The organism is Bacteriovorax sp. Seq25_V, assembly GCF_000447795.1.
In the GTDB taxonomy this organism is placed as follows: domain Bacteria; phylum Bdellovibrionota; class Bacteriovoracia; order Bacteriovoracales; family Bacteriovoracaceae; genus Halobacteriovorax_A.
This window is the reverse complement of record NZ_AUNI01000014.1, coordinates 99490-123882: the sequence shown is the minus strand read 5'-3', so window position 1 is coordinate 123882 and position 24393 is coordinate 99490. Positions and strand designations below refer to the sequence as shown.

Annotated in this window: 24 protein-coding genes; 10 read left to right on the top strand and 14 right to left on the bottom strand. The window is 36.7% G+C overall.

Features of this window, described 5'->3' with window-relative positions; all coding sequences use genetic code 11:
* Positions 1-141: 141 nt before the first annotated feature.
* Together M900_RS06810 and M900_RS06805 are read left to right on the top strand one after the other, a co-directional pair.
* Positions 142-1908, top strand: coding sequence for an acyl-CoA dehydrogenase family protein (locus tag M900_RS06810; protein WP_021274013.1), 1767 nt, complete (start codon positions 142-144; stop codon positions 1906-1908).
* Positions 1908-3602, top strand: a complete 1695-nt coding sequence (locus M900_RS06805) for a CRTAC1 family protein (protein WP_021274298.1) — start codon at positions 1908-1910, stop codon at positions 3600-3602. The genes M900_RS06810 and M900_RS06805 overlap by 1 nt, the downstream gene beginning before the upstream one ends.
* Before the next feature lie 29 nt (positions 3603-3631).
* Here the strand turns inward: M900_RS06805 and M900_RS06800 are convergent, their stop codons facing one another.
* Genes M900_RS06800 through M900_RS06790 form a run of 3 tightly spaced genes read right to left on the bottom strand, consistent with a single transcriptional unit; the run spans position 3632 to position 5013 of the window.
* Positions 3632-4135 (bottom strand): YtfJ family protein, encoded by a 504-nt coding sequence (locus tag M900_RS06800; protein WP_021274044.1) that lies wholly within the window; start codon positions 4133-4135, stop codon positions 3632-3634.
* A gap of 9 nt (positions 4136-4144) precedes the next feature.
* Positions 4145-4525 carry a hypothetical protein gene (locus tag M900_RS06795; RefSeq protein ID WP_021274067.1) on the bottom strand — a complete coding sequence of 127 codons (381 nt, stop codon included), beginning with the start codon at positions 4523-4525 and terminating at the stop codon, positions 4145-4147.
* Positions 4522-5013, bottom strand: coding sequence for a hypothetical protein (locus tag M900_RS06790; protein ID WP_021274139.1), 492 nt, complete (start codon positions 5011-5013; stop codon positions 4522-4524). The genes M900_RS06795 and M900_RS06790 overlap by 4 nt, the downstream gene beginning before the upstream one ends.
* Positions 5014-5097: 84 nt before the next feature.
* Between M900_RS06790 and M900_RS06785 the strand changes: the two genes are divergently transcribed.
* The 5 genes from M900_RS06785 to M900_RS06765 all read left to right on the top strand — a co-directional run bounded on the left by M900_RS06785 (position 5098) and on the right by M900_RS06765 (position 10861).
* Positions 5098-5778 (top strand): hypothetical protein, encoded by a 681-nt coding sequence (locus M900_RS06785; protein ID WP_021274224.1) that lies wholly within the window; start codon positions 5098-5100, stop codon positions 5776-5778.
* A gap of 9 nt (positions 5779-5787) precedes the next feature.
* Positions 5788-6816, top strand: coding sequence for a CpaF family protein (locus tag M900_RS06780; RefSeq protein ID WP_021274295.1), 1029 nt, complete (start codon positions 5788-5790; stop codon positions 6814-6816).
* 104 nt (positions 6817-6920) lie between these two features.
* Positions 6921-8366, top strand: coding sequence for a hypothetical protein (locus M900_RS06775; RefSeq protein ID WP_021274086.1), 1446 nt, complete (start codon positions 6921-6923; stop codon positions 8364-8366).
* 81 nt (positions 8367-8447) lie between these two features.
* Complete coding sequence (locus tag M900_RS06770; protein ID WP_021274180.1) at positions 8448-9005, top strand: LemA family protein; 558 nt, start codon at positions 8448-8450, stop codon at positions 9003-9005.
* Positions 9002-10861 (top strand): DUF2207 domain-containing protein, encoded by a 1860-nt coding sequence (locus M900_RS06765; protein ID WP_021274080.1) that lies wholly within the window; start codon positions 9002-9004, stop codon positions 10859-10861. Before M900_RS06770 ends, M900_RS06765 begins: the two co-directional genes overlap by 4 nt.
* Here M900_RS06765 and deoC read toward each other — a convergent pair whose 3' ends face one another.
* Positions 10862-11527, bottom strand: coding sequence for a deoxyribose-phosphate aldolase (gene deoC, locus M900_RS06760; protein ID WP_021274094.1), 666 nt, complete (start codon positions 11525-11527; stop codon positions 10862-10864).
* A gap of 70 nt (positions 11528-11597) precedes the next feature.
* On the opposite strand from deoC, the gene M900_RS06755 reads away from it, so the two are divergent.
* The 3 genes from M900_RS06755 to M900_RS06745 are packed head-to-tail and all read left to right on the top strand — an operon-like array spanning position 11598 to position 14007.
* Positions 11598-12533, top strand: a complete 936-nt coding sequence (locus M900_RS06755) for a sensor histidine kinase KdpD (protein WP_021274175.1) — start codon at positions 11598-11600, stop codon at positions 12531-12533.
* 3 nt (positions 12534-12536) lie between these two features.
* Positions 12537-13226 (top strand): response regulator transcription factor, encoded by a 690-nt coding sequence (locus M900_RS06750; RefSeq protein WP_021274115.1) that lies wholly within the window; start codon positions 12537-12539, stop codon positions 13224-13226.
* A gap of 13 nt (positions 13227-13239) precedes the next feature.
* Complete coding sequence (locus tag M900_RS06745; RefSeq protein WP_021274174.1) at positions 13240-14007, top strand: enoyl-ACP reductase; 768 nt, start codon at positions 13240-13242, stop codon at positions 14005-14007.
* Positions 14008-14010: 3 nt separating this feature from the next.
* On the opposite strand, the gene M900_RS06740 is transcribed toward M900_RS06745, so the two are convergent.
* The 10 genes from M900_RS06740 to hemC form a co-directional block, all read right to left on the bottom strand.
* Positions 14011-14994, bottom strand: coding sequence for a hypothetical protein (locus M900_RS06740; protein ID WP_021274240.1), 984 nt, complete (start codon positions 14992-14994; stop codon positions 14011-14013).
* A 15-nt stretch (positions 14995-15009) separates the two neighbouring features.
* A complete protein-coding gene (locus tag M900_RS06735) occupies positions 15010-15411 on the bottom strand; it encodes a hypothetical protein (protein ID WP_021274153.1) in 402 nt (133 codons plus the stop codon).
* A gap of 18 nt (positions 15412-15429) precedes the next feature.
* On the bottom strand, positions 15430-15942 hold the full coding sequence (locus tag M900_RS06730; protein WP_021274246.1) for a hypothetical protein: 513 nt from the start codon (positions 15940-15942) through the stop codon (positions 15430-15432).
* Between the two features lie 346 nt (positions 15943-16288).
* Entirely contained in the window at positions 16289-17470 is a 1182-nt protein-coding gene (locus M900_RS06725) for a M20/M25/M40 family metallo-hydrolase (RefSeq protein ID WP_021274189.1), read from the bottom strand.
* Positions 17471-17566: 96 nt separating this feature from the next.
* Positions 17567-18793, bottom strand: a complete 1227-nt coding sequence (locus M900_RS06720; protein ID WP_021274136.1) for a radical SAM protein — start codon at positions 18791-18793, stop codon at positions 17567-17569.
* Positions 18794-18801: 8 nt separating this feature from the next.
* Complete coding sequence (locus M900_RS06715; protein ID WP_021274230.1) at positions 18802-19839, bottom strand: uroporphyrinogen decarboxylase family protein; 1038 nt, start codon at positions 19837-19839, stop codon at positions 18802-18804.
* 15 nt (positions 19840-19854) lie between these two features.
* The gene (locus tag M900_RS06710) at positions 19855-20547 is read right to left on the bottom strand and encodes a response regulator transcription factor (RefSeq protein WP_021274276.1); all 693 of its coding nucleotides are present in this window, start codon (positions 20545-20547) and stop codon (positions 19855-19857) included.
* Complete coding sequence (locus M900_RS06705) at positions 20534-21448, bottom strand: sensor histidine kinase KdpD (protein ID WP_021274055.1); 915 nt, start codon at positions 21446-21448, stop codon at positions 20534-20536. The genes M900_RS06710 and M900_RS06705 overlap by 14 nt, the downstream gene beginning before the upstream one ends.
* A complete protein-coding gene (locus M900_RS06700) occupies positions 21448-22713 on the bottom strand; it encodes a glutamate-1-semialdehyde 2,1-aminomutase (protein WP_021274048.1) in 1266 nt (421 codons plus the stop codon). Before M900_RS06700 ends, M900_RS06705 begins: the two co-directional genes overlap by 1 nt.
* A 23-nt stretch (positions 22714-22736) precedes the next feature.
* Positions 22737-24296: a hydroxymethylbilane synthase gene (hemC, locus tag M900_RS06695; protein WP_021274188.1), complete on the bottom strand. Its 1560-nt coding sequence runs from the start codon at positions 24294-24296 to the stop codon at positions 22737-22739.
* Positions 24297-24393: the final 97 nt, after the last annotated feature.

Here is a 24393-nt window from a genome sequence, read left to right as displayed (position 1 = left end):
TCGGAAACCTTCAACTAAGTAATGACATGGTAATTTTGTCTACTATTATTGATGTATTTGGTCAGTTATTTTAAATCTTCTTTTTTTGCATAATCTCGTGCTAGAATATTTTAAAATATTTCAAGCATAAAAGGATATAAAATGTCAGAGTCAAAAACTATGATGAATTCAGTTGTTGGTAGTCTTTTCTACGGTGAAGTAGATGAGAACTCAATTTTCCCATTCCCACACTTTTCTTCAGAGCAACAAGAGTTTGCAAAAGAAATGGTGAACGCAGTTTCAAAATACTGTGAAGATTCTATCGATGGCGAAAAGATGGACCATGAGTCAAAAATCCCAGACGAAGTTGTACAAGGGCTTGCGGAACTTGGGCTTTGCGGTATGGCCGTAGAAGAAGAGTTTGGTGGTCTTCAATTAGATTACTCATTATATAGTAGAGTATTTGCTGAAGTTGCCTCTTTTGATGGATCTGTTGCTACAATGCTAGGGGCTCACCAATCAATTGGCTACCGTGCTCTTATTAATGAAGGAACGCCAGAGCAAAAAGCAAAGTGGTTACCTGCACTAGCTTCAGGTGAGAAATTAGCTTCTTTTTGTTTAACTGAGCCAGGTTCTGGATCTGATGCTTATTCAATTAAAACAAAAGCTGTTGATAATGGTGATGGGACTTATACATTAAATGGTCAAAAGCTTTGGATTACAAATGCTGGAACTGCAGAGTTCTACTCAGTTTTTGCTAAAACAGATCACGAAGTTGATGGTGAGATCAAAGAGAGAATCTCTTGTTTTATCGTAGAAAAATCAATGGAAGGTGTATCTTTTGGTGAAAAAGAGAACAAGATGGGAATTAGAGCGAGTGAGACTCGTGCCGTATACTTTGATAAAGTAATTGTTCCAAAAGAAAATATTATTGGTGAGCTTGGAAAAGGTTTCAAGATTGCGATGAACGTTCTTAATTCGGGACGTCTTTCTCTAGGTGCTGGTTGTGTTGGTGGAATGAAGTCAATTCTAAAACTAGCGACTGAACATGCTAAAGGTAGAAAGCAATTTGATAAGCCAATTGCTGAGTTTGGAATGATTCAAGAAAAACTTGCTGAGATGGCAGCGAGATGTTACGCGACTGAATCTATCGTATACATGACAACAGGTAATATGTGCAAAGGTCTTAATGACTACTTCTTAGAAACTGCTGTTTGTAAAATTTACGGTTCTGAATCACTATGGAAAGTGGTTGATACGGGTCTTCAAATTGCAGCTGGTAATGGTTACATGAAAGAGTACCCATATGAAAGAATTATGAGAGACTCAAGAATTAACCTAATTTTTGAAGGAACAAATGAGATTCTTAGATGCTTCCTTGCTCTCTCTGGAGTGAGAGGTCCATCTGATGCACTTAAAGAGCTTGGAAAAGTTTCTGATATCTCAAGCGCACTTCAAGATCCAATTAAGTCACTTGGTGTTCTTACAAATTTCGCAAAGAATAGAGTTTCAAAAATGATCGGACAAAGATCAATTACGAAGGCTCACCCTGAACTAGAAGAGTATGCAGGTTACTTCAACTCAATGCTTGGTGGTTTTGCAATTCAGGTTGAGAATGCTCTAATTAAATATGGTAAGAAAATTATTGATCATGAACTTCCACAAAAAAGACTAGCTAATATGGTTATTGATCTTTATGTAATGATCGCTGTAATTTCAAGAACAACTTCGATTCTTAATAATGATAAAATTGACCAAGCAAAGAAAGACTATGTTCTAAGCTTAGCAAAAATTACATTGAAAGAGTCTCGTCAAAACTTCATTAACAACCTTAAAGGTATGACTAGTAATGAAGATAAAACTATCACAACAGCTTCTAAGCACGTTTGTGATAATGATGGTTACGGTCTCGATATTATCGAGTACTAATGAAAGCTTCAGCTCTTGTCGTTTTAATTTTATTAACTGCCTGCTCCGGAAATGTAAAAAAACCGGAGCCAGTTGTTAATTCCGATAAGATCTTAAAGTCTTTTGTAGATGTATCCTTTGGGCCAACCAGCCCATCTGCATCTTTTGTTGATGTCACTGAAGAGGTAGGGCTCAGTAGTTTTTCTTCTGTTCGAAACTATGCTTATGATTTGAACGCTGATGGAATGCAAGACCTTATTATTCTCCCGGAACAATACTCAACTCCAGTTTTTCTTGAGAGGACGGCTAAGGGTTTCAGTGTTTCAAAGTCCATTTTCTTTGATCGTCCTGTAAAAGCGTCTTTTTTAATTATTGATGATTTTAATCGCGATGGAATACCGGATATTCTTGTAGGTGTACATAACCAGAAGACTGAGCTTACTAAAACTCCATTACAAGTTTATATCGGGCAAAAACGTCGCGGAAATTTGATCTTTAAGTATCATGAGCTTTATAAGTTTGTGAAGAATATGCCAGTGACTTCGGTATCCCTATTCGATTATGATTATGATGGTGTACTCGATATTTATGTTGGAAACTGGTATGACCTCTCAAAAGGGGATAACTATGCTAAGCCCTTACCTGATGAACTATTCACTTATAAAAATTCTAAAATTACAAATGTCTCAGGTGCACTTGAAGATGAAAGACTAAAAAAAGATGGAGAGTATATCAACGCTGCTCCTACTTTTGGTGTTTCACATTGTGACCTTAATGGGGATGGTCTGCTTGATATCCTTGTTACAAACTCGTCGGGGTATCCGAATAAGCTTTGGTTAGGGAGATTTGAAAAAGGCATATACACTTTTGAAGATGTGGGGATGGAAAGTGGATTCGCCGGAGATATTGAAGGGCGTTTAATTCCTAAAGGAAATGGTAATTCTACATTTTCGGTTTGCACTGACTATAATAACGATGGAATCATGGACATCGCTCTTGGTGAAGTTTCCCACTCCTATGATAATGAAAATCGCGACCGCTCTAGTATCTTAACTGGTGAGGGGCTAGGTCGAATTCCTACTTTCATTAGAACCGACTATACAAGTGATGCAGGGGATACGAACTGGGATCAAGGTGATCAACGTGGAGTTTGGTTTGATTACAATAATGATGGTCTCCAAGATCTACTTGTTGAGAATACGGGCTTTCCAACAAAGTCGAGACTTGTGTTATTTCATCAACACAATGATCATTCATTTCAAGATTTGGCCAAGCCACTTGGAATCGATATCGTAAATCCGTCTGGAGTTATTGTTTTTGATTATAATAATGATGGAAAAGACGATATCTTGGTATCTCAAGTCTCAACGAGAAATTCTAAAATTAAAAAGAGAATGTACCTTTTCAAAAATAACACTCAAGATGAAAATAATTCAATCAAAGTTGCTCTTCAGGGAAAAAAGGCCAATATCTCCGGAATTGGTGCTAAGGTTATCGTGACAGCAAAGACGGGAGAGGTTCAATCACGATATTTTCAGCCAAGTTATGGTCCATTCCCATCTCAGAACTCACATTACTTATTATTTGGCCTAGGCAAATCTCAAGTTCAAAAAATTGAAGTTATATGGCCAACAATGAATGGCAAAGAGTTATTGAGAAAAACTTATAAAGAACCATTTGATTTTAAATTTGATAGTATTTTGTTGAAAGAATAATAAAGGGGTCTTGATGACCCCTTTGCTTTTTATAGATTTGCTTTTACTAGTCCGATAAGCTCTGTGACCTGCTCATCAGTTGCTTTTCCTTCGATTTTGTAGATTAGTTCACCTTTCTTGTTGAATAGAAGAACATTGCTCGAATCATCTTGTAGATTCCACTCTTTAACTAGTGCTTTATTAAAGTCTTTTACATAAATTGTATCAGGGTATTCTTTTTGCTTTCCTTCAAGAACTGACTCGAGAATAAAGTTTGGCTTCCAAGTTGCGCCCATATTAATTACAGCAAGTGACTGGTAGTTGTCACGAGAGAATTGTTCTTTCTTAAGGGCCTGACCTACGTGCTCGTTCATATCTTTTTCATCTGGATCTACATAGAAAAGTACATGAACCTTGTTCACAAGCTCTGTGCTCGACCAGTCTTGACCAGTGATTCTTCCTCCTTGGTCTCCAGAAAGCTTAATTTCTTTAAGCATTGTTTGTGAAAATGATAGTTGCGCTACTAGCACAGCTAGAAGTAGTTTTAGTTTCATAATGTCTCCTTATTTAACTCTAAAAGCCTTATTAAATAGTACACGGATATTCTTGTTGAAGACAGAATCAAATTTTTTAATTTCATCCACAATCTCTTCTTTGATATTATAGTTGTAGCTTGTGAGCTTTTCTACAATGCTACCACTCATATTATGTTCAATAACATTTGGAATCTTTCTACTAATCATCGAAGAAAGCTTCTGAACTCTTTCTCGCTCTAACTCAAGATGGTTATAGTTTTTGTATGAATCATAATTTTTATCATTTGAAAGCTGGCTCTTTATCTTTTGTTCTTCTTGTTCATCAAGAAATCCTTCGATTAATTCTTCAAAACCTTTGAGCTCTTCTTTCATTTTTGGAGTAAGGTTAAGTTTTGTTTTCTTGTTCATGATTCACCTGATAGCTGTTTTAATACTTTTTCAAGAAACATACCTTCTTTTGCCAGAGATTTAATAAACCTCTGTGGCAATATACTCATTCTATATTCTTCAAGGCGTGATTGAACCTCTTGGTTTTGTATCTGTGAGCAGATAACTTCAATTTTATCTAGAATTTTTTGTTCTTTATTAGTTACTCGTTTACTCTCTATCTTGAAGTAATTTGGTATCCTTTCAACGCTTTTTAAGAGAGGAAAGAAAGTATTCACTTCTAAATGAGGTGTGATGAGATAGTAAGGATATGGAAATTTTGGCGAAATATTCATATCGTTTAAAACAAGTTCTAGGACTGTTGTTACTTCAATGAGTCGTTCTGCACTTAAATTTGAAAGATCCGTATAGCAAGGGGTATTACCAACTTTAAATTTTGTAAATAAAGCACGTAGCTCACTCATATCGAGAGTTGTAATTTTAATTTCTTCTAAAATTGGTATTTTCAAACTTTTCTCACATCTATTTTCTTTTTATTCATTATACCAAATTTCGTTATTGTTGGTAGCGCTAAAGTTTATTAGAATAGTCTTATGGAAGAATATAATTATATTGATATGCCTGATGAGTACACTCGGTTACTTCGTGTTGATATGTCGACTACAAGTCGTTTTCATACAGGTCTTCAAAGTTACATTTTGGAACATCCTTCTCTAATGGGGATTGTGAATCGTCTACTAAGTAACGGTGAAGAAGTAGATGTTCATGCTCATATGAAGAAGCTTGGTTGGCATGGTGTTAGGGATAGAATTCTTTCATTCTATATGGGAATCGTTTATAAGAGTGCACATATCGAAAAAGTAGATTTTACTTTAGTTGATGATATTTTAGAGTTTGAACAGAACTTTCGCTTTGCAACGGTTTCGGGTTATTCTCGTCTCGTGCTTTTTGGAATGTATATGAAACTCGATTGTGCAGATCAAGGGGTGAATGATATTACTAAGCATCCTCTTTATCCAAATGAAATCACGATGAAGTACTTAAAGAATATGACTGAGAAAGTAATTAACGTAGATTACATTATTATTCTTATTCATCACCTTGTGAGTTTTCTTGGAGAAGATAAGCTTAGCGCTTATATCGAGCAGAATTTTTCTTACGAGTCGATTTATATTAATTTAAGTGAAGAACAAAAAGAAATTATGGCAAAAAATTTCCTGACTTATGGAGCCAGTATTGGCGAGACGGAACTTTTCACCATGAAAATAGTCTAGGAGTAGAATTTGAATCCAGTATGGAAAATGCTTGAAGATTTAGCAACGAAGAAAGGAATTACGGAGATCGTTATCAATGGGCCAAAGTCTATCTTTGTTGAACGAGCAGGTGAGTTTATTGGGCTCAATGCTTCTTTTTCAAGAAATGATATCTCTACCTTTATCAAAGAAGTCGCTGATTACAACCGTAAAGAATGCGATGGTGATAATCCAATTCTAGATGGTAATTTACCTGATGGATCTCGTATTAATATAGTTCTCGAACCTTTTTGTACAAACTTCTGTGCAATTACGATTAGGAAATACACTGCGGCAAATTTAACTCTCGATGACCATTCACAGTCTTTTGGAATTTCTGAGCAATGGGTACCGTTTTTCAAGTCAATAATTGCTTCTCGCATGAATGTTATTGTTTCTGGAGGAACAGGTGTTGGGAAAACAACATTTATGAATATGCTTGTTCGTGAGATTTCTCCAGACCAAAGAATCATCACGATTGAAGACTCATTAGAGTTAAGTGTTTCACAAATTAATAATGTTCGACTTGAAGCAGGGAAGAGGCTTGAGTCTACAGGTGAAACTATTTCTACAAGAGAACTTGTAAAGAATACATTACGTATGCGTCCTGATCGCATTATTATTGGCGAGGTTAGAGGAGGTGAAGTATTTGATCTTTTACAGGCCATGAATACTGGTCATGAAGGTTCAATGACTTCTGTTCACGCAAACTCTTCAGTCGAGGCGCTTTCTCGTCTTGAAACTTTATATCTTATGGCCGGTTTTGATCTCCCTTATCACGTGGTCAGAAGACAGATGTCCCAGGCCATCGACTTTATCATTCAACTCGGTAAGGGCCCAGGTGGTAAAAGAGTTGTAAAACAAGTACTCGAGGTTAATTCAATGGAGGGAAATACAGTATTAACTTCTTCAATTCTTGAGACTATTGAAGGTGAACTTGTTTCAACAGGTGTGGTGCCATCACAGATAAATAAACTCAGCGAGGCCGGATTAATTAAACGAGACTATTTTAATACATAATAAAATTAGATACTTATGTAGGCTAAATTTTATTCGATTATTCTTTTTATTTGTTAGTCGTTTGTTTTTCTGATACTTAGTGCCCTACAACTTAGGGGACTATAATGAATTTTCGTAACAGACTAACTCTTTTAATGATTCTTCCTGCTTTTGTATTAACAAGCTGTGGAAGTAGTTCTGATGATGCAAGACCATCGGTTGCTGAATCAGTAAAAAAACAGGATGAATTCTCTTTTTCTTCAAATCCTTTACAATATAAGAACACGCATTTTGATTGTGGTGACACAACTCAATTTGATGCGCTTTTTAATATCTATTCGTATGAGAATAGTGGCATCGTTTTGAATGATAAAGTTTCTCTCGAAGCTCTTTATGACGGGTCGCCAGTTGTAAAAAGAGCTGACTCTAAATTCATAAACTCGACAATTTATGGTCGTGAAATGAGTGATACTTACAAGCTTGTTTTTAATGATGATAATCAAATTATTGGTGGAACAAATGTATCTGGTGGAGTTAGTGGTGGACCACTAAAGATTTGTGGAAACCAATTAATTGAGAGGGAATCTGTTCAGCATATTGCGGCGGACATCCTAACATCTCTTGACTTAAGCTTCCACGCTCTTGAGCTTACTGGAAAAGCAAATAAGGTTCTACCAATTACTGTTTTCACTCATCCAATTGTTAGCACTACTTATGAGTACTATCATGAAAGTAGTGATGACATGGTTTACTCTGAAAAATCTGTTATGACGGATAATGCCTTTTATTATAATAGCGGTTTATATTTTATTCCTCATAGTAAGGAATTTAAAAATTACCTAGGAGATAAGCACGTTGATTACTGGGAAATTCCATTTGTAGCCTCTCACGAATATGGACACCATATCTTTGCTTCATTTTTTCCTGAGTCTCAAGGCCAGTTAAACCTTAAGGCAACATTGAAGCATACATGTTTTGAAGGTCACAAAGAGTTAAACCGTGTCCTTAAGAATACGTCAGGATCATCTCAGGAAGCTTTCTCTCAACGTCAGGTTACAACTCAAGATGTTCTATCGTCTTTTAATGAAGGTTTTGCCGATCTTTTCGCATACTTTACACTTGATAAAGCAAAAGCAAGCCTCGATGGAATTTTCGGTTTTGATGATGAAAGAGAAGTTGATAGTTTATTCTTTGCTAACTTCAAGGTTAAGGCCTTCTCTAAAGAGGTCGCAGAGGTTTTCTTTTCAACTTATGATTATTCTCAAAGTAGTACGCTTGGAACATTCCAAGATACTCACACAATCGGAGCAATCGCAGCCGCAAGAATTAATCTTATTCTTGAAAAGGCACAACTTACTAACGTGATGAAGCTCAATGTGATCCTTGACTGGTTAGAGCTTATGAATGCTGAGTTTGACGCTAAAGTTGGACTTGAAGTAGAAGAATATATGTTTGAAGGTTTAAACGCTTTCAAGACTGTCTTTTTGAGACAAGTTGGACAGGAGCAATTAACAGCTGAGCAACTTAAAGACTTCCAAGAAGCATTTCCATATTACGCAGAAAAATTCTAAGATAAACGAGGCCTGAAATTCAGGCCTTTTTTATTTAACTTGTTGTAATTCCAGCCGATAAGGTTTTAAATCGGAGGAATTATGCCAATAGCCCTAATAGTGTTTTTTGCACTAGTTGTTCTTACTATTTTTACTACTATTTTTATCTACAATATTCTTGTTACCAAGACGGCCATGACTGAAGAAGCATGGAGTGGTGTCGAAGTTCAGTTGAAAAGGCGTTATGATCTTATTCCAATGCTTATTGAGACAGTCAAATCATACGCCTCGCATGAGGATAAGCTCTTTTCGAAAGTTCTAAGTTCACGTGAAAATTGTTTGAATTCTCAAGGCTCTCCTAGTGAGTTACTTGAGAAGGAAAAAGATTTTACTACAAACTTAAGGTCTATCTTTGCATTAGCGGAGAACTATCCTGACCTAAAAGCTAATGAAAACTTTAAAGAATTTCAAAAGCAAATTTCTAAACTTGAGGATGAAATTCAAATCTCAAGACGTTATTTTAATGGAACAGTCAGAGAGCTAAATATTTCGGTACAAACATTCCCTGGTAATATTATAGCAAACCTCTTTCATTTCAAAAAACAAGACTTCTTTGATGTTGATGAAAGTGAAACAGTAATACCGGAGATTAAATTTTGATTTTAGCTAAGAAATTAGCACTCGTTCTTTTTATATTATTTTCTTTCAATAATCTAGCGGCAGAAAGAATCTCGGATTTTGATGTCAGTATTATTATCAATGCTGATTCAACTATTACAGTGACCGAAGAAATTGAAGTCGAAAGTGAAGGAAGAAATATTAAGCGTGGGATTTATCGCGATCTTCCTTTGATTCGTGGAAAGGGTAATGGGAATATTGTTTCAAATGCCTTTCGGATTTTAGATTTACGGCGAGATGGTCAAAAAGAAGACTTCCATGTGAAGTCGATGAAAAACTCTATTCGAATCTATTTTGGGCGTAAAGATACCTTCCTCAAAAACGGTATTCATCGTTATCGTTTTAGTTATTTGATGAATCGCCATATTAATTTTCTTGATGATGTTGGTTTAGGAGAGTTATTCTGGAATATTACTGGAGATGGCTGGAAGTTTCCAATTGAGAAAAGTCGCGTTGCTTTTCAACTGAACTCCTCTAATCCGAAATCTCTTAACTTTGAAGTTGCTTACACTGGTAAGTATGGAACTCGTGGGGCGGATTTTAAAATTGTCTCTGGGAACGATATTGTTGAAGTCGAAACAACTCGTACTTTAAACCCTGGTGAAGGTTGGTCAGTTGCGGTTCGATTTCCAATTGATCAAGTGGCCAAACTCTCAGGGCCTTCACTTGTTTGGCAAGATATAGAAGTCACGGGTATTGTTAGTAAGTTCTTTCTGATTATCGCTGTATTCTTTGCGCTTGTTTTTATTTGGTACCAAACTGGAAAAGACCCTACGGATAAAATTGTCATTCCTCGCTTTTATCCGCCTGAAGATATTTCTGCGGCAGGCGCCAACTTAATTTATCTCTACGGTGCTTCCAAAGAGGCGATTTCTGCTTCAATTCTTAGTCTGGCGGTCAAGGGCTTTGTTACAATCAGCGAAGAGGGAAGCTTTTATTTAGAAAAAAATGAGAGTCATCCTGAAGTAAACACTCTTCCTGCGGAAGAAAAGGTCTTATTTGAAACTTTATTTGAAAGCACTGATCGAGTTAAAATCTCTCGCTCAAGTCGTAGCACATTAGTTAAAGTTAAGATTAAGTATGACTTGGCGTTGAAAAGTTTAAAGAAAGATATTTATATTTCTAATTGGTCTTATGGTGTATTAGCCTGCTTTATTATATTTTTCGCTGGTTATGAGGCATTTAAGGGATTTGGAGAAGAAGCAATTGGCGTTTTCGTTGGTCTGATCGAGTATGCGGCAATTGGCTATCTTCTTACAAGTACATTTTTTAAAAAAGGTATAAAGAGTAAACGTCATAAGATATTTGTTATTTTTCCAGTACTCTTTATGGGATTTCATGGTGGTGTTTTTGCAAGTATCTGTATTGGAAATTCATACTTGCTAATTATTATTTTTTTAATGTTGTCATTGTCCCTCGGTATCTACTTGGCCCTTATGGGAAGACCGACAAAGAAAGGTTATCGACTTCATCGTGAAATCGAAGGATTTAAACTTTATCTCTCAATTGCAGAAAAAGATCGTCTTGATAAATTAAACCCACCAAAAATGACAGTGGAAATTTTTGAAAAGTATTTACCTTATGCCTTGGCCCTCGGTGAGGAAGTCCAGTGGAGTACACGTTTTGATAAAGAGGTGACTGAAGCTGTTCGCAATGTTCGTACCGGACATTATTCAAGTTCTTGGTATCGCGGAAGTGGAACAAGTTTTTCTTCTGCTACTTTGATAGCATCTTCACTTGGTTCATCTTTAACAAGTGCGATGGCATCATCTTCGAGTTCTTCTAGCGGTTCATCTTCTGGTGGCGGCGGCGGAGGTGGCGGCGGTGGAGGCTGGTAGTTAGTAGCCTCCTTTAGTCTCCTGTCCTTCCATGATTGCTACACCTGAGCTTGTTCCCAGACGTTTTACGCCCATATCGATATAAATTTTTGCATCTTCAAGAGATCTTACTCCGCCAGATGCTTTTACTAGAGCACGACTACCAACTGTATCAAGCATTAATTTAACGACTTCTAGGTTCGCCCCGGCAGTACTAAATCCCGTAGAAGTTTTTACAAAATGAGCACCTGCTTTAATAGAAAGTTCGCATGCACGCTGAATTTCTTCATTTGAAAGAAGACATGTTTCAAAGATAACTTTTACAGTCTTTCCATTTGCAGCATCGACAACGGCCCTGATATCAGATTGAACCAAAGTATTTGCCTGCTCCGCATTTTCTTTTAGTGCACCAATATTAATAACCATATCAAATTCGTCAGCACCATCTTTGAGTGCTACTTCAGTTTCAAGTGCTTTTGATTGAGTTGACGTCGCTCCTAGTGGAAAACCAATTACAGTACATACAAGAACTCCAGAGTCTTTTAAAAGTTCTTTTGCATAACTTACCCATGATGGATTAAGGCAAACACTTTTGAAGTTGTACTTCTTTGCTTCTTCACAAAGCTTCTCTATCTGCTCACGTGTTGCTTCTGGTTTGAGTAGGGTATGATCGATATACTGATTCATTGTGTCACATCTCCATATAATGCTGCGTTGTTTACTGCTAAAGGGTATCGCTTCTTGATAGTATTCGTCCATGAGAAAAATCAACCTCTTACACCCTGTGGCAATTTTTGTTTTTACACTTATTGCTCTTGGGACTTCGCTATATTTATACATTGATTCTTACTTAAGAGTTAATGATTCTCTACGCGAATTTATTCAGCGAAGTGGACTGCCTGCAGACCAGTTTAAATCTCCAGAAACCTGGATTATGATTGTAACGCTCTCTATCCTTGTTGCCGTGATTCTTCTTGGGATGATTTTAATTTTTGTTTATTATCAGAAGATGATTCAACTCTATCGCATGCAGCAAAACTTTATCAATGGTTTCACCCACGAACTTAAAACTCCTATTGCAAGCTTGAAGATCTTTATTGAGACATTTTTTAAACATGAACTTCCAAGAGAAAAGCAAATACAGTACCTCGATCTCATGAGAAGAGACACTGATCGTTTGCAAGAAAATGTGGAGCAAATTTTAAATCTAGGAAAAATTGAGGATAAGAGTTTTCGACCAGAATTATCAACCGTCAGCATCGCCGATGCTCTAAAAGAATTTATCAGTAAGCAAGACCATTTATTTGAAAGCGCACAGATCAATGTTGGTACATCAGAAGGGATGCCGAAAATTTCTTTTGATAAGAAACTTCTCGATATCGTCTTTATGAATTTATTTACGAATGCTCTTCGCTACAATGAGAGCGATCAAAAAACAATTGATATTTATTTTAAGCTGCAAGGACGAGAGCTTGAGTTGGTTTTTAAAGATAATGGAATAGGTATTAGAAGAGATAAGCAAAAAGATATATTTAAAAAGTTTTACCAGATTGGAAAGTCTGTTAAAGGAAGTGGACTTGGCCTTTATATGGTTTCTCAAGTTATGCGTGTTCATCGTGGGCGTGTTTTTGCCACGAGTGACGGAATCGGAAAGGGAAGCTCTTTCCATATCGTTTTTAGAGTGAGTAAGTAGGGAATGAATAGAGAAAAAAGAATCCTCGTGATTGAGGACGAATTTAATATTGCAAAAGGTATCGAGCTTAATCTTGAGCTTCAGGGACATATCGTCACAGTTATTGACCGAGGAGATAAAGGCCTAGAAGAATTTAAAGAAGGTTGTTATGATCTTCTCGTTCTTGATTTGATGTTACCTGGTCTTTCTGGGGAACAAGTTTTAAAAGAGGTTAGAGCAATTGATGAAAAATTTCCGGTTCTAATTCTCTCGGCCAAAGATGAAGCCCAAAGTAAGATCAATTGTTTCAACCTTGGTACTGATGATTATCTTGCTAAACCATTTCATATTGATGAATTTCTCCTTCGTGTTGAAAGGCTACTCAAGCGATCGAGTTGGGTTCCCAAGTCAATTGAACAAAAATATATTTTTGGAGATTCGTGGATTGACCTGCAAAATATGAAGGCCTACGGTAGTAAGAAAGAGATAAATCTTACAAGACAAGAGTGTGTACTACTTGAACTTTTTATTACAAATGAAGGAAAGGCACTAAAAAGATCAGAAATTTTATTAGAACTTGGATTAAATGAAGAAACATCCACAAGAACCATTGACAATTTCATCGTAAGATTTAGAAAATACTTCGAAAAAAACCCTAAGGACCCAAAGCATTTTATATCGCTTCGTTCTGTGGGATATTTATTTAGTAAGTAATTAAGGAGACTATATGAGTTTATTAGAAGGTAAAAGAGTACTAATTTTAGGACTTGCAAATGACAAGTCTATCGCATGGGGAATTGCGAATGTTATGAAAGAGCAAGGTGCAAGACTCGCATTTTCATTCTTAAATGAAGCGCTTGCGAAGAGAGTTAATCCTCTAAGTGACGAGATCGGTGGTGAGTTTACATTTGAACTAGATGTATGTAATGAAGAGCACCTCGAAAATATGAAAAATATTGTTAAAGAGAAATGGGGACAAGTTGATGTGATCGTACATTCTCTTGCTTTCTCTGATAAAGAAGATCTAAAAAAGAGATTCAGTGAAACAAGCCGTGATGGTTTTAAGCTTGCTCACGATATTTCTGCTTACTCACTTATTTCAACTTGTAATGTATTAAAAGAAGTTATGGCACCAGACTGTTCAGTTATGGCCCTTACATACCATGGTTCAGTTAAAGTTCTTTCTGGTTATAACGTAATGGGTGTCGCTAAAGCATCTCTAGAATCAAGTATGAGATATCTTGCTGACGATCTAGGACCTGAAGGAATCAGAGTAAACTGCATTTCTGCAGGACCAATTAGAACGCTTGCAGCTTCAGGTGTTCCTGGTCTTAAAGGCTTTTTAAAAGACGTAGAGGAAAAAGCACCACTAAGAAGAAATGTAACACAAGAAGACGTTGGTGGAGTCGCTTGCTTCCTAGCCTCGAAACTTGCTAATGGTGTAACAGGTCAAGTTATCTATGTTGATTCGGGAATTTCAATTCTTGGTGCATAATAACTAAAAGTAACCAGAAGTTAGATAGAATTGTTCTTTAAGGCTTGAAATTCGATGTACGGCCCTTTGAACATAAACTCTTTCAGCTTCTGGTGTTTCTTTTGATAGTTTGTTTTTCAGATCAACTACTTCAAAAGATATAGCATCAAGAGTTGCCTCTATTAATTTAACAGCTTCTGGACTTGGCGAAATATCACCAAAAACATACTTTGATGTTAAACAATCGATATTATCAAGTCGTGTATCAATATCCTCGTCTACATTCGCGCTCTCTTTTACTTCACTCCAATACTCATTCCAGCTTCGACATTGGTATACGTTTGCATACTTCGCACATTCTTTTGGAATTTCTGCTTGGACAGCAATTCTTTGACACTTTTCTGGAACTCCGTAGACATCAAACACATTCTCAGTTCCCTGGAGATCATATTTTGCTCTTTTATTATATCCATTTTTACTCCATGAGATTTTATCTGAAACATAGATAAACCCGTGATATTCACCTTCAAAATTTCTTATGGCAATTGCATCACCAGGCTCCATTTCTTCATCAAGTTTCTTTTCTCTGCATAGTGGAGATTTCATCCAGAATTCCATCTCTTCTGGAGTTGAGTAGCGTGGGTGAGGAAGAATTCCTGTTGTTACAAGTGTGCTATTCCAGCAATTTGGACCGTTAAACTTTGGGGTCCTGTCTTGGTATAACTTAACAATTTCCGGTGCAATTTTATCAATATTGATCTTACAAATATTTGTTTCTTCATCACATTTACAATCTGGCTTTGATTCAGAATTCTTACTTTTAAATTTCTTTGCAGACCATTTTTTTATATCGTTGAACTCTTTATTGAGATCCTTACAGTTGTTACCTTTTAGAGTCAGACTATGCTTTGCTTCTCTAATTGTTTTTATACTTGTTTCGTTAGAAATTTTCTCTGCATATGATATTGAGCAAAAAAATAAAAAAATAAAAGTAGCAGCGTTCTTCATTATATCTCTTCTCGATTATTTGATTTTGTAGATAAAACTTTTAAAGTCTGTATAAGGAGACTTGATTGTTACAAATAGTTTGCATGTCTCTTTCACTTTTACATATTTTACTTTACCGATGTGTGTACTAATTTTTTTTACATCACTGAATAACTTACTTTCAAATGATGTAATCTCTGGGCAGCTTGTAAGCTCATAATCAAAAGTAAGGTATTTTGGAGCGTATGACATCGTATGATCGAATGAAGAGTTAGCTAATTTTACTGCAATACCGTCGAATTCATCAGGAAGAACCTCGCTATCGCCAACAAACATTCCCTTCTTTTCGATTGTTGTGTCTTGCCAGCTAATCGCCTCAAGTTCGGAAGCTTGTGAATTGAAATTTGCTAATAGAAAAACTAAAAAAATGATCTTCATTTTATTCCTTGTGAAATTTTAATCTTGTGAGAGACAATCTTCTTTTCTAAGTGTGAAGTTTACCCTTCTATTGTATTTTCTTTGAATAGACTTGAATTCTGCACTTCCAACAAGCTCGTTACCGAACTCTTTCACTTCAAGGCGTACATAGTGGTCTACTTTTGAATACAGTCCTGAACGGCTCATGTAAACATCTGTATCTACTTCATAGAAAAGGTAACCATCTTCTTCAATGAGTTTGTCGGCCTTGTCTTTAAAAAGTACGAATGGGTTATATGAATAATATGGGTCACTGTAACCTTGAAATAGACTCAAAACATAAATATCAAGGTACTGATTTGTATCAGTTGTCTTATAAGTATATGAATCGAACTCTTCAAATAGTGATTGATTGCGCCATGATATTGGACCAGGTGCTGGTCTCGTTCCATTTACATCGATTGTCTTGAAGCAACCTTTTAGATCAGTTACGCTAAGAGCGAAGGACTTTGCTGTATAAACTAAGAATATGAATAAAATAATTTTTCTCATGGCTCCCCCTACAAAGTAAATTATAAAGGTGAACATGACTTTTTTATATTGGGTAAAATTTCCTAAATTACTCAAGTAGTTGAAACTATGAACTGCTCCTGTTAAATGGGGATATTATTTATTAGCCGCTTAATTTTCTCTGGTAATTTGAGTTAGTTTAAAGGGCTATTTTTTAATTACTGATTCCAATGCCACTTCTTATTTAACAAAATATATGGGACGCCCAAATTTAAATTAGTGGTAGAGGTTGATGATAAGTGCTTGTTTGGAAATTTTCCCCATTTAACTGGAGCAGTTTGGAAGAAGCCCCAAGTCGCATAAAGCTAGTTGGGGCTTATAACTTTGATTATCTGTCTAATTCAATAACGAAAGAAAGTGCTAGTTTTGCAAATTTAAGTGCATGGTTAGCATCTCCACCCATTTTTTCTAATGTGTCATTAGCTGTGTGGATATTGTGATTCATGTCGTTCTTCTTTGCTTCGAATGGGATTGAAGCAGGGAAGCCTTGCGATGTCCAAGAAGCGTGATCTGAACAAGCGTATCCACAAGTATCTCTTCCCCAAGTTAGTTCTGGGAGGTACTTGTCGATTAGGTTTCCTAAGAAGTTATTTTGAGCTTCATTTGTAAAGTCAGTTATAAGAGTGATGTCCGTGTTTGAACCATGGTGGTTTGTCATATCTGCTTGAAGAACACCAACTACGTTTACACCCTTTTGCTTGAATGATCTTGCAATGTCTTTTGATCCAAGGAGACCAACTTCTTCTGCTGCATAGGCCATAAACTTGATTGTTTTCTTAGGAGCATATCCTGATTCAGCAAGAACTTTAAGTGTCTCAGTGATTGTCGCAATACCTGAAGCATTATCGTCTGCGCCTGGAGCTCTTGCCTTGTCGCGTGACCACCAACCTGCGATCGAATCGGCGTGTCCACCAACTACGATAACCTCATCAGTTTCACCTTTGATTGTTGCTATAACTGATGGTTGAGACCAACTAGAGTGGTTGAAGAATTCCACAGTGATGTCACTTCTATGCTTTGTGAGATCAGTCCAGTATCCCTTCAACCACTCTTGTGATTCAGTACCTGTTTGGCTTTTATAATATCTATTATGGTAACTAGAAAGTTTTAACATTGTTGAACGGATATTAAACTCTTCCGCTCTTCCAATGTACTCAGTAACTAGATCTTCTTGATTAATTGTGTAGTCAGCAAGAGTTGCTTTTGTTGTGTCATTACTTTTTGTCTCGGCAATGAACTGCTCTGCTTGAGCTTGAGTTTCAAATGCAAAGTAACCCCCACATCTGTGATGATCTTCGTGAGCAATATGAGAGAGAGTTGATTTCTCTTCGTCGGCAACGCGAGCAAGGATCATTCCTTGATCATGCTTAAGTACTTCTAGTGATGAAAGAGACTTTTGTCCTTCCTGTATCATTGAGCTATCTGTAACAATAAATGGGTGAGTTGATGCAGTAACATTTAATCCTAAAAATGTAGCCGCAATAAGACTTAGTTGCTTTGAATTTAACATTTTGTACCATCCTGGACGTTTATTTATATATTTATGATAATCGAAATAAAAAAATAATGAAAACATAACATTCTGTAATTTTCTGTCATGTGGGCATTAGTTATTTTCGTTAACTATAGCTCCACAAATATATTGGCAGAAATAACGGCCATTCTCACTTAAAGATACAGTCGCGTCATTTGATTTGAGTAGGTCGAGTTCGAAGAGTGCACGTGGAATCTGGAAATTATCAGAAGAAACTTCTTTGTTAGCACTAAGGTTTAAAAGTAGCTCCTGTAATCGTGCTTCTTTATTTGATCGAATATGTCCGGTAATCTGACCTTGAATGTCTATCATGTAATGATCAAAGATTTTCGTATTTTGCTTGATGTTTTCTGGAGTTGAACTTATTGCAGAGACCCCGAGGGCGATAACAATATCTTCGCATTCTTTATTAAAGCCCATGATCGTTCTTTCTTGTTTCATGAGTTGATTTTTATCATTCGTAAAATGACCAAAAGATATTGGTGCAAAACCATATTCTGACAATTTTTCGATAAAATTAAATTGTAGCTCATTCTTTTGCGCTATGCTAAATTTTTCGTTGGACCAGGCAGGGTAAAAATCCTTGAACCAAGGGACTTCGGCAAAAGGGTAGAGGGAGATATTGCTAATGAGATCCAACTTTAGAAACTCTTCTAGTTTGGTTAGCGAACTTTCTCCTTGGCGTGGTAGTCCATAGATGAGATCAATGCTTATTTTTTCTAGATTTAACGACTTGAAGTATTTTAAATTTTCTTCAACAGTTAAAAAGTCAGTTCGTCTTCCAATTGATGCCAGGACTGTTTCATCGAAATCTTGAATTCCCATTGAGATAGACTTTAATCCCCTAGACATAAGAGTGTTAATGAAATCAAAGTTCTTGTATCTTGGATCGTACTCACTATGAATTGAGTAATTTCCTGGGAGTGTATCTAGAAGTCTTTCTAATTGAGTACTCGTCAATGAGTTTGGTGTCCCGCCGCCGAAGTAGAGGCTTTTAATTTTGAAGTTGTACCTTTCATAAAGCGCCCATTCATTAGCTAATTTTGAGAGATAATTTTCAATGATGTCATTTTTCGCCGCAACTTTGATGTTACAGCCACAGAAGTGACAAAACCTCTCGCAAAATGGGATATGAATATAGAGGTCAATTTCATTTCCCTGGTATTTTTCGAGAGACTCAAACCAAGTTTTAAGATCGAGGTTATTTTTCCAGCCAGTGATGCGAGGGAAGTAATTATACCTTCCCTCTGGACCGCTAAAAGTCTCGCTTAAATGTTGAAAGTCACTTTTTGAAATCATTAATATTATTAATACTTAAAGTTTCTGTGAATTAATTCAACACTTTTTCTAACATTTTCTTGTGGAATCCACTGAAGGCAACCATGTCCAAGTCCACAGATCCACTTATCAAAATTAACGTTAGCATCTTGCAGGCTCTTGAATAGCTCCATCCACTTGGCCTCTAGAGTTTCCCAAGGAAGACCTAGGTAAGCAGGTTCAAGATTTCCTTGAATGTAGTAGTCTCCGCTAAGTTCATTTAGAACTTCTGGTAAATTATGTCTCCAGTCAACTCCAAGAACATCAATATTTTCATCTTGAATTTCTTTTAAATAATTCATGTGAGTAAATTTTGAATAGTAGATAACTTTCTTATTCGGGAATTCTTTTTTAAATTCTTTGGTAACAGTTCTAAGAACTGGAAGAATAAATTCTTTGTAGTCAGAGAAACAAAGTTCTCCAGCTGCTGTGTCAAATAAGCACATGGCATCTGCTCCACCAAGTGCCTGTTCACGCATTTCTCCAAGAAGTTCAGGAATTAGCATTTCACAAAATGCAGAAAAACGTCCGTCATAAAGGCCAAGCTTAGAGCTGTAAAGTGCTCCAGAGTGTGCACCTTCAACGGCATAGCTATAAAGAGTAAAAGGAGCACCAACAAAACCTAGAAGAGTTTTGTTTTGCGGAAGTCCTGCTCTTAGAAGTGAACATGCATCCTTTTGGAAAGAATAGTAGTCTTTAGAGCTTGCTTTGATTTTTAAGTTTTTTACGTCATTTACAGTTTCTAGTCTTTTTTCAAGAATTGGTCCTGGAGCATATGTAAGGCCAAGACCAAGTTGCTCAAGAGGGAAGAGTAGGTCTGAAAATAGAATGGCGGCATCAAAATCAAACTCGTTGATTGGTCCCATTGTAACTTCGTATGCAAGTTTTGGGTCCTTACACATTGTCATAAAGTCACTATCTTTTTTTATGTTTTGGTAATGAGCATGGTATCTTCCTGCTTGTCTCATAAACCATACAGGTACCGTTGTTTTTCCTGCTTCATTTTTTCTGTCGTTAAATAATCCCATTTGTATCCCTTTTATTTATTCATTTATTACTAATTTATAACCAATTCCACGTATGCTTTGAATCTCCATGATTTTTGAATCATCGGATTCGGTCCACTTTCTTAAATGGACAATATAGTTATCGACAGTACGATGGCTTGGAAATTTATCCTCGCCCCAAACCTCATCGATAATCTGATCTCTCGTTAATGCTTCATTTTTCTTATTCCAAAGAAGACGTAGAATCGCGCATTCTTTTTGAGATAATGGAAGAACTTTCCCTGTGGCATCTGCTACTTCAAATCTCTTAAACCAAATCTTTAACTTTCCAACTGATACCTCGTCATCGGATGAGATATCACTTCTAAATTTTAAAATTCTCTCAAGGCGGATTGTCAGTTCTTTTAGAGCAAAAGGCTTTGTAATATAATCTTCTGCTCCAACTTCAAATCCTTCAACTTTTGTCTCAGGATCATTAAGGGCCGAAAGGAAGATTAAAACAAAGTCTTTACGAAAGTCTCTGAACTGAGCGGCAAGCTCAAGCCCATTTCCATCTGGAAGACCAATATCCATTAGAATAATCTCAGGAGCAAATTTGGAAAAAGTCTCTTTCGCTTCTTTGGCACTCTTGGCCAGGGCACAGTCGTACTCTAGGCCCTGAAGATACTCTTGCAGTGTATCTCCTAAATTATTATCATCTTCAACGATAAGGATCTTAGCGTTTTTCACAGTGATCTCCTGGAACAACTTGTAGTTTTATATTAAAAACTAAACCGCCATCGTGAATAATTTCAATATCACCTTTCATTCTCTTGAGAAATTTCTTCGTGAGATAGAGCCCAATGCCTGAACCTTTAGACGAGTTGAATTTATAAAATAGATTTCCTAATTTATTTACATTGCCTTCAAAGATTCCATTGTCTTTGTATCTAATGAAAGCGTAGTTACAATCTTCTTTTAAAGTTACCGTCACTTCTTTAGACGAGGTGTGGTTTCTTGTATTCTCTAAGAGATTTTTAATGATAATTTCAAGTGCAAACTCATCGGCCAAAACTTCAATTGATTCACTCATTTCTTCAAGTGAGATTGAAAGATCGCCACCATAGAGTTTAACGAGTTTAGAGAAAAGGCTTTTCACATTGACTGCACGAAGATTTAGATTTCCGCCGCGCTCAATTCTTGATAGTTGTAAAATCTTATCCATTTGGGTCTCAAGTCTCTTGGTATCATCAATGAGTCTTGTCGTTAGCTTATCTAGTCTTGTGCTTGATAGTTTTGTTGCCTCATCTTGAATTACTTCAGATTGAAGTCTGATACTTGCAAGAGGGGTTTTTAGTTCATGCGTTAGTCCTGCGAAGAAGGCATGGATCGATTTATTCTTTTTAACGTCTTTATAGAAAAGCACGATGAAGAAAATAAAGATAAGCATGAGGAGAAGGATAAAAGTTGATCCCTCCCACATGATAAGCCTCACCATGTTTGGCCCGTCTGAATTTCCTTCAAGTACTTGAAGGCGATTACTCATCCCAATTAAGAGATAAAGCCACCACGAGGCCATGAGAGTAATGATAAACATTACAAGGCCTGCGAGGACAAAAAGTGGTGAAGATTTTTGTTTTAGTTCAAGCATTAAGACCAAAGCCTCTTTTCAAGATCTGCTAGAACTTCTTCATTATGTGCAAGAGATACAAATCCTACTTCATATGCATTTGGTGCAAGGTAGATTCCCTTCTTTAAAAGAAGTTCAAATAGTGGAGTGAAGTCCACCCCGATATTTCCAGGAATATTATTTGCACACTTAATTTTATCACCAGGAACAATCCAAAATAATGACGAGTGTGTGATCACATTGTAATTTGAAAATCTTCCACCTTCGTACTCTTTCAAAAACTTCTTGAAAATATCTGCAACTTTTAAAGTCGTTGTTTCAAGAGTTTTATATGACTCTTCTGTTAACTTAGAAAGTGTCTCAAGTCCTGCAACCATTGCGAGAGGGTTGGCGCTTAGAGTCCCTGCTTGATAGACAGCACCAACAGGAGCAAGATTTTGCATAATTGCTTTCTTTGCAGCGATGGCACCAACAGGAAGACCTCCTCCGATAATTTTTCCGTAAGTTACGATATCTGGAGTAATTCCTGTTTTTTCGGCCATCCCACCAAAAGCAACTCTGAAACCAGAAATAACTTCATCAAAGATAAGTAGGGCGTCATTCTGGGTTGTAATTTCTCTTAGTCCTTCAAGGAAGCTTTGATCTTGAATTAAAAGACCGTTATTTGCAGGTAGTGGCTCAACGATAATTGCAGCAATTTCTCCTGCGTGATCTTTGAAGCAAGCTTTTACTCCTTCAAGATCACCGAGTTCAAGAATAAGTGTATCTTTAGCAACGCCTTCTGGAACACCACCTGAAGATGCCTCTGCTTCACCCGCTAGTCCTGAACCAGCTTTAATTAACATAGCGTCGACATGTCCATGGTAACAACCATTGAACTTGATAATTTTATTTTTTCCCGTTGCGCCTCTTGCAAGTCTTAGTGCAGTCATCACTGCTTCTGTACCAGAGTTTACAAATCTTAGTTGATCAACAAATGGAAGTTTCTTTAAAAGAAACTCTGCAAGATCAAGTGAATAAGGTTCGCAAGCTCCATAACTCCAACCACGGTTTAAACCTTCAATAAGCTTAGCCTGAACATCTTTGTTCTTGTGGCCAAGAATTAGTGGGCCAAAGCTCATACAGAAATCAATATAGTTTTTACCGTCAACATCTGTGAAGTAAGCACCATCCGCTTCTTTGACGAAACGTGGTGTCGATTCAAGACCTTTGAAACTTCTAACCGGAGAGTGTACTCCACCTGGAACGAGTTCTTTACTTCTTTCAAATAATGCTTCTTGGCTCATTTTTTATTCCTTTATATTCTTAATTATTTTTTTAACCAGTTATTAAATTCTTCCATGCTTCCAAACGGTCTTAAATTCTTTAGACCATAATCTTTGAGGCCTTCAAAAGTTTTTCCAAGCCCTGAGCAATGGAATGCACCTTCTATTTGGGGATACTTTTTTACGTAGCTTTGAAATTGCGTGAAACTCGTCCAGTAGAAGATATTACAACTTAAAAGCTCTTTTTCATCTTCTGCAGATAACTCCACTTCTTCTTTCGAATACACCGCAACAACCTCGCCATACTTTGAGTAGCTCCCGGCATGAGTTAGGGAAATAAGACCACGTGCTTGAGCGTCCTTTCCGCTGTAGAAAGTTTCAAGAAGTTTTGATTCGCGAATCTCTTGTAGGTAATCTTCGCCAAGCGAATCGCTGGATCCGTTTACCCAAAACCCTTCTTTTGCTAATTTCTTCCAAGTCTTATTTCCTGCACAAAATAGTGCGGACTTAGGTGTCGTCTCTTTCAAAGTTTCAAGAGCATAAGTTGAAGTTACAAATAAATCTTTTGTTGTATCAATTTCTGCTTTTACAGATGTCTTTTTTAGAAGTTTACATGGTACGCTTGTGCTATTTGAAAACTTTTGAATAGGAAGTCCAATGAATGCCTTCTTCTTCGTGTTAGCTTCGATACTTGCAAAACTTCCTTCAAGAAGTTTGTAAGATACTTCTTTGTCATCAACTGCTCCACGATGAGTGTGAAGATAGTAATCACCGTGCTTCGTAACATTTATACCAACTGCGAGGTGACAGCCTCCGCCATACGATGCAAATGCCTGTCGTTCGCGGCTAACTTCTTTTACTGTTTTACTATCTTCCATGAGTTTTAGTTTCTCTAAAAGCTCTCCATCATCGTCACGATTTTCAAGGGCTTCAATTGCAAGTGCACCTTGGCTTGCGGCCGCAGGAAAAGCGGAGTGTGGAAGAATCATATAATCAAGATCTTTTATAAGGCCTTCAAGTTCAAGTCTTGAACTCTCAGTCATCGCAAGTCTTTCAATTCCAGGCATTGCAAGAACGATCGCATCGTACTGATCGTCAACGAGCTTTCCAATTCTTGAGTTTACATTTCCACGTAAGACTTTGGTTGAGATTTTTAAGTTTTCACCATTTGGAATATATTCGCTAAGGTGAGCTTCAATATTAACAATTCTTCTTGGAGAGCTTGTTCCGACAACAAGTTCTTCCATATTATGAAGATTTTTAATTGTCGATTTCTTGATAAAGAGAATGTCATGAGCGAAAGACCTCTTTGTTATGGCAGCAAGTTTGATTCCTTCAGGACGGTCACTTCCTAGGTCTTTATATGAATGAACAACCAGATCAATTTGTCCTTCAAGTAATTGAGCATCAAGTTCTTTTGTAAAAAAATCTTTTCCTTCAAGTTGCCAAAGAGGCTTATCGGTAATTTGATCACCTTGGGTTTTAATAATTTTTAATTCAAAATTATCCCCAGTTAATCTTTCTAATTCGTCCTTAACTTGACCACATTGAGTTAGTGCTAGAAGGGAACCACGCGTTCCTATAATATAAGATTTTTTACTCAAAATTGACTCCTTCGATGAGCCTAACATACTAAAATTTTAACGATCTTTTGTCACGAAAATGTAGGACAGGACGTAATTTTGAAGTTAGCATTTACTC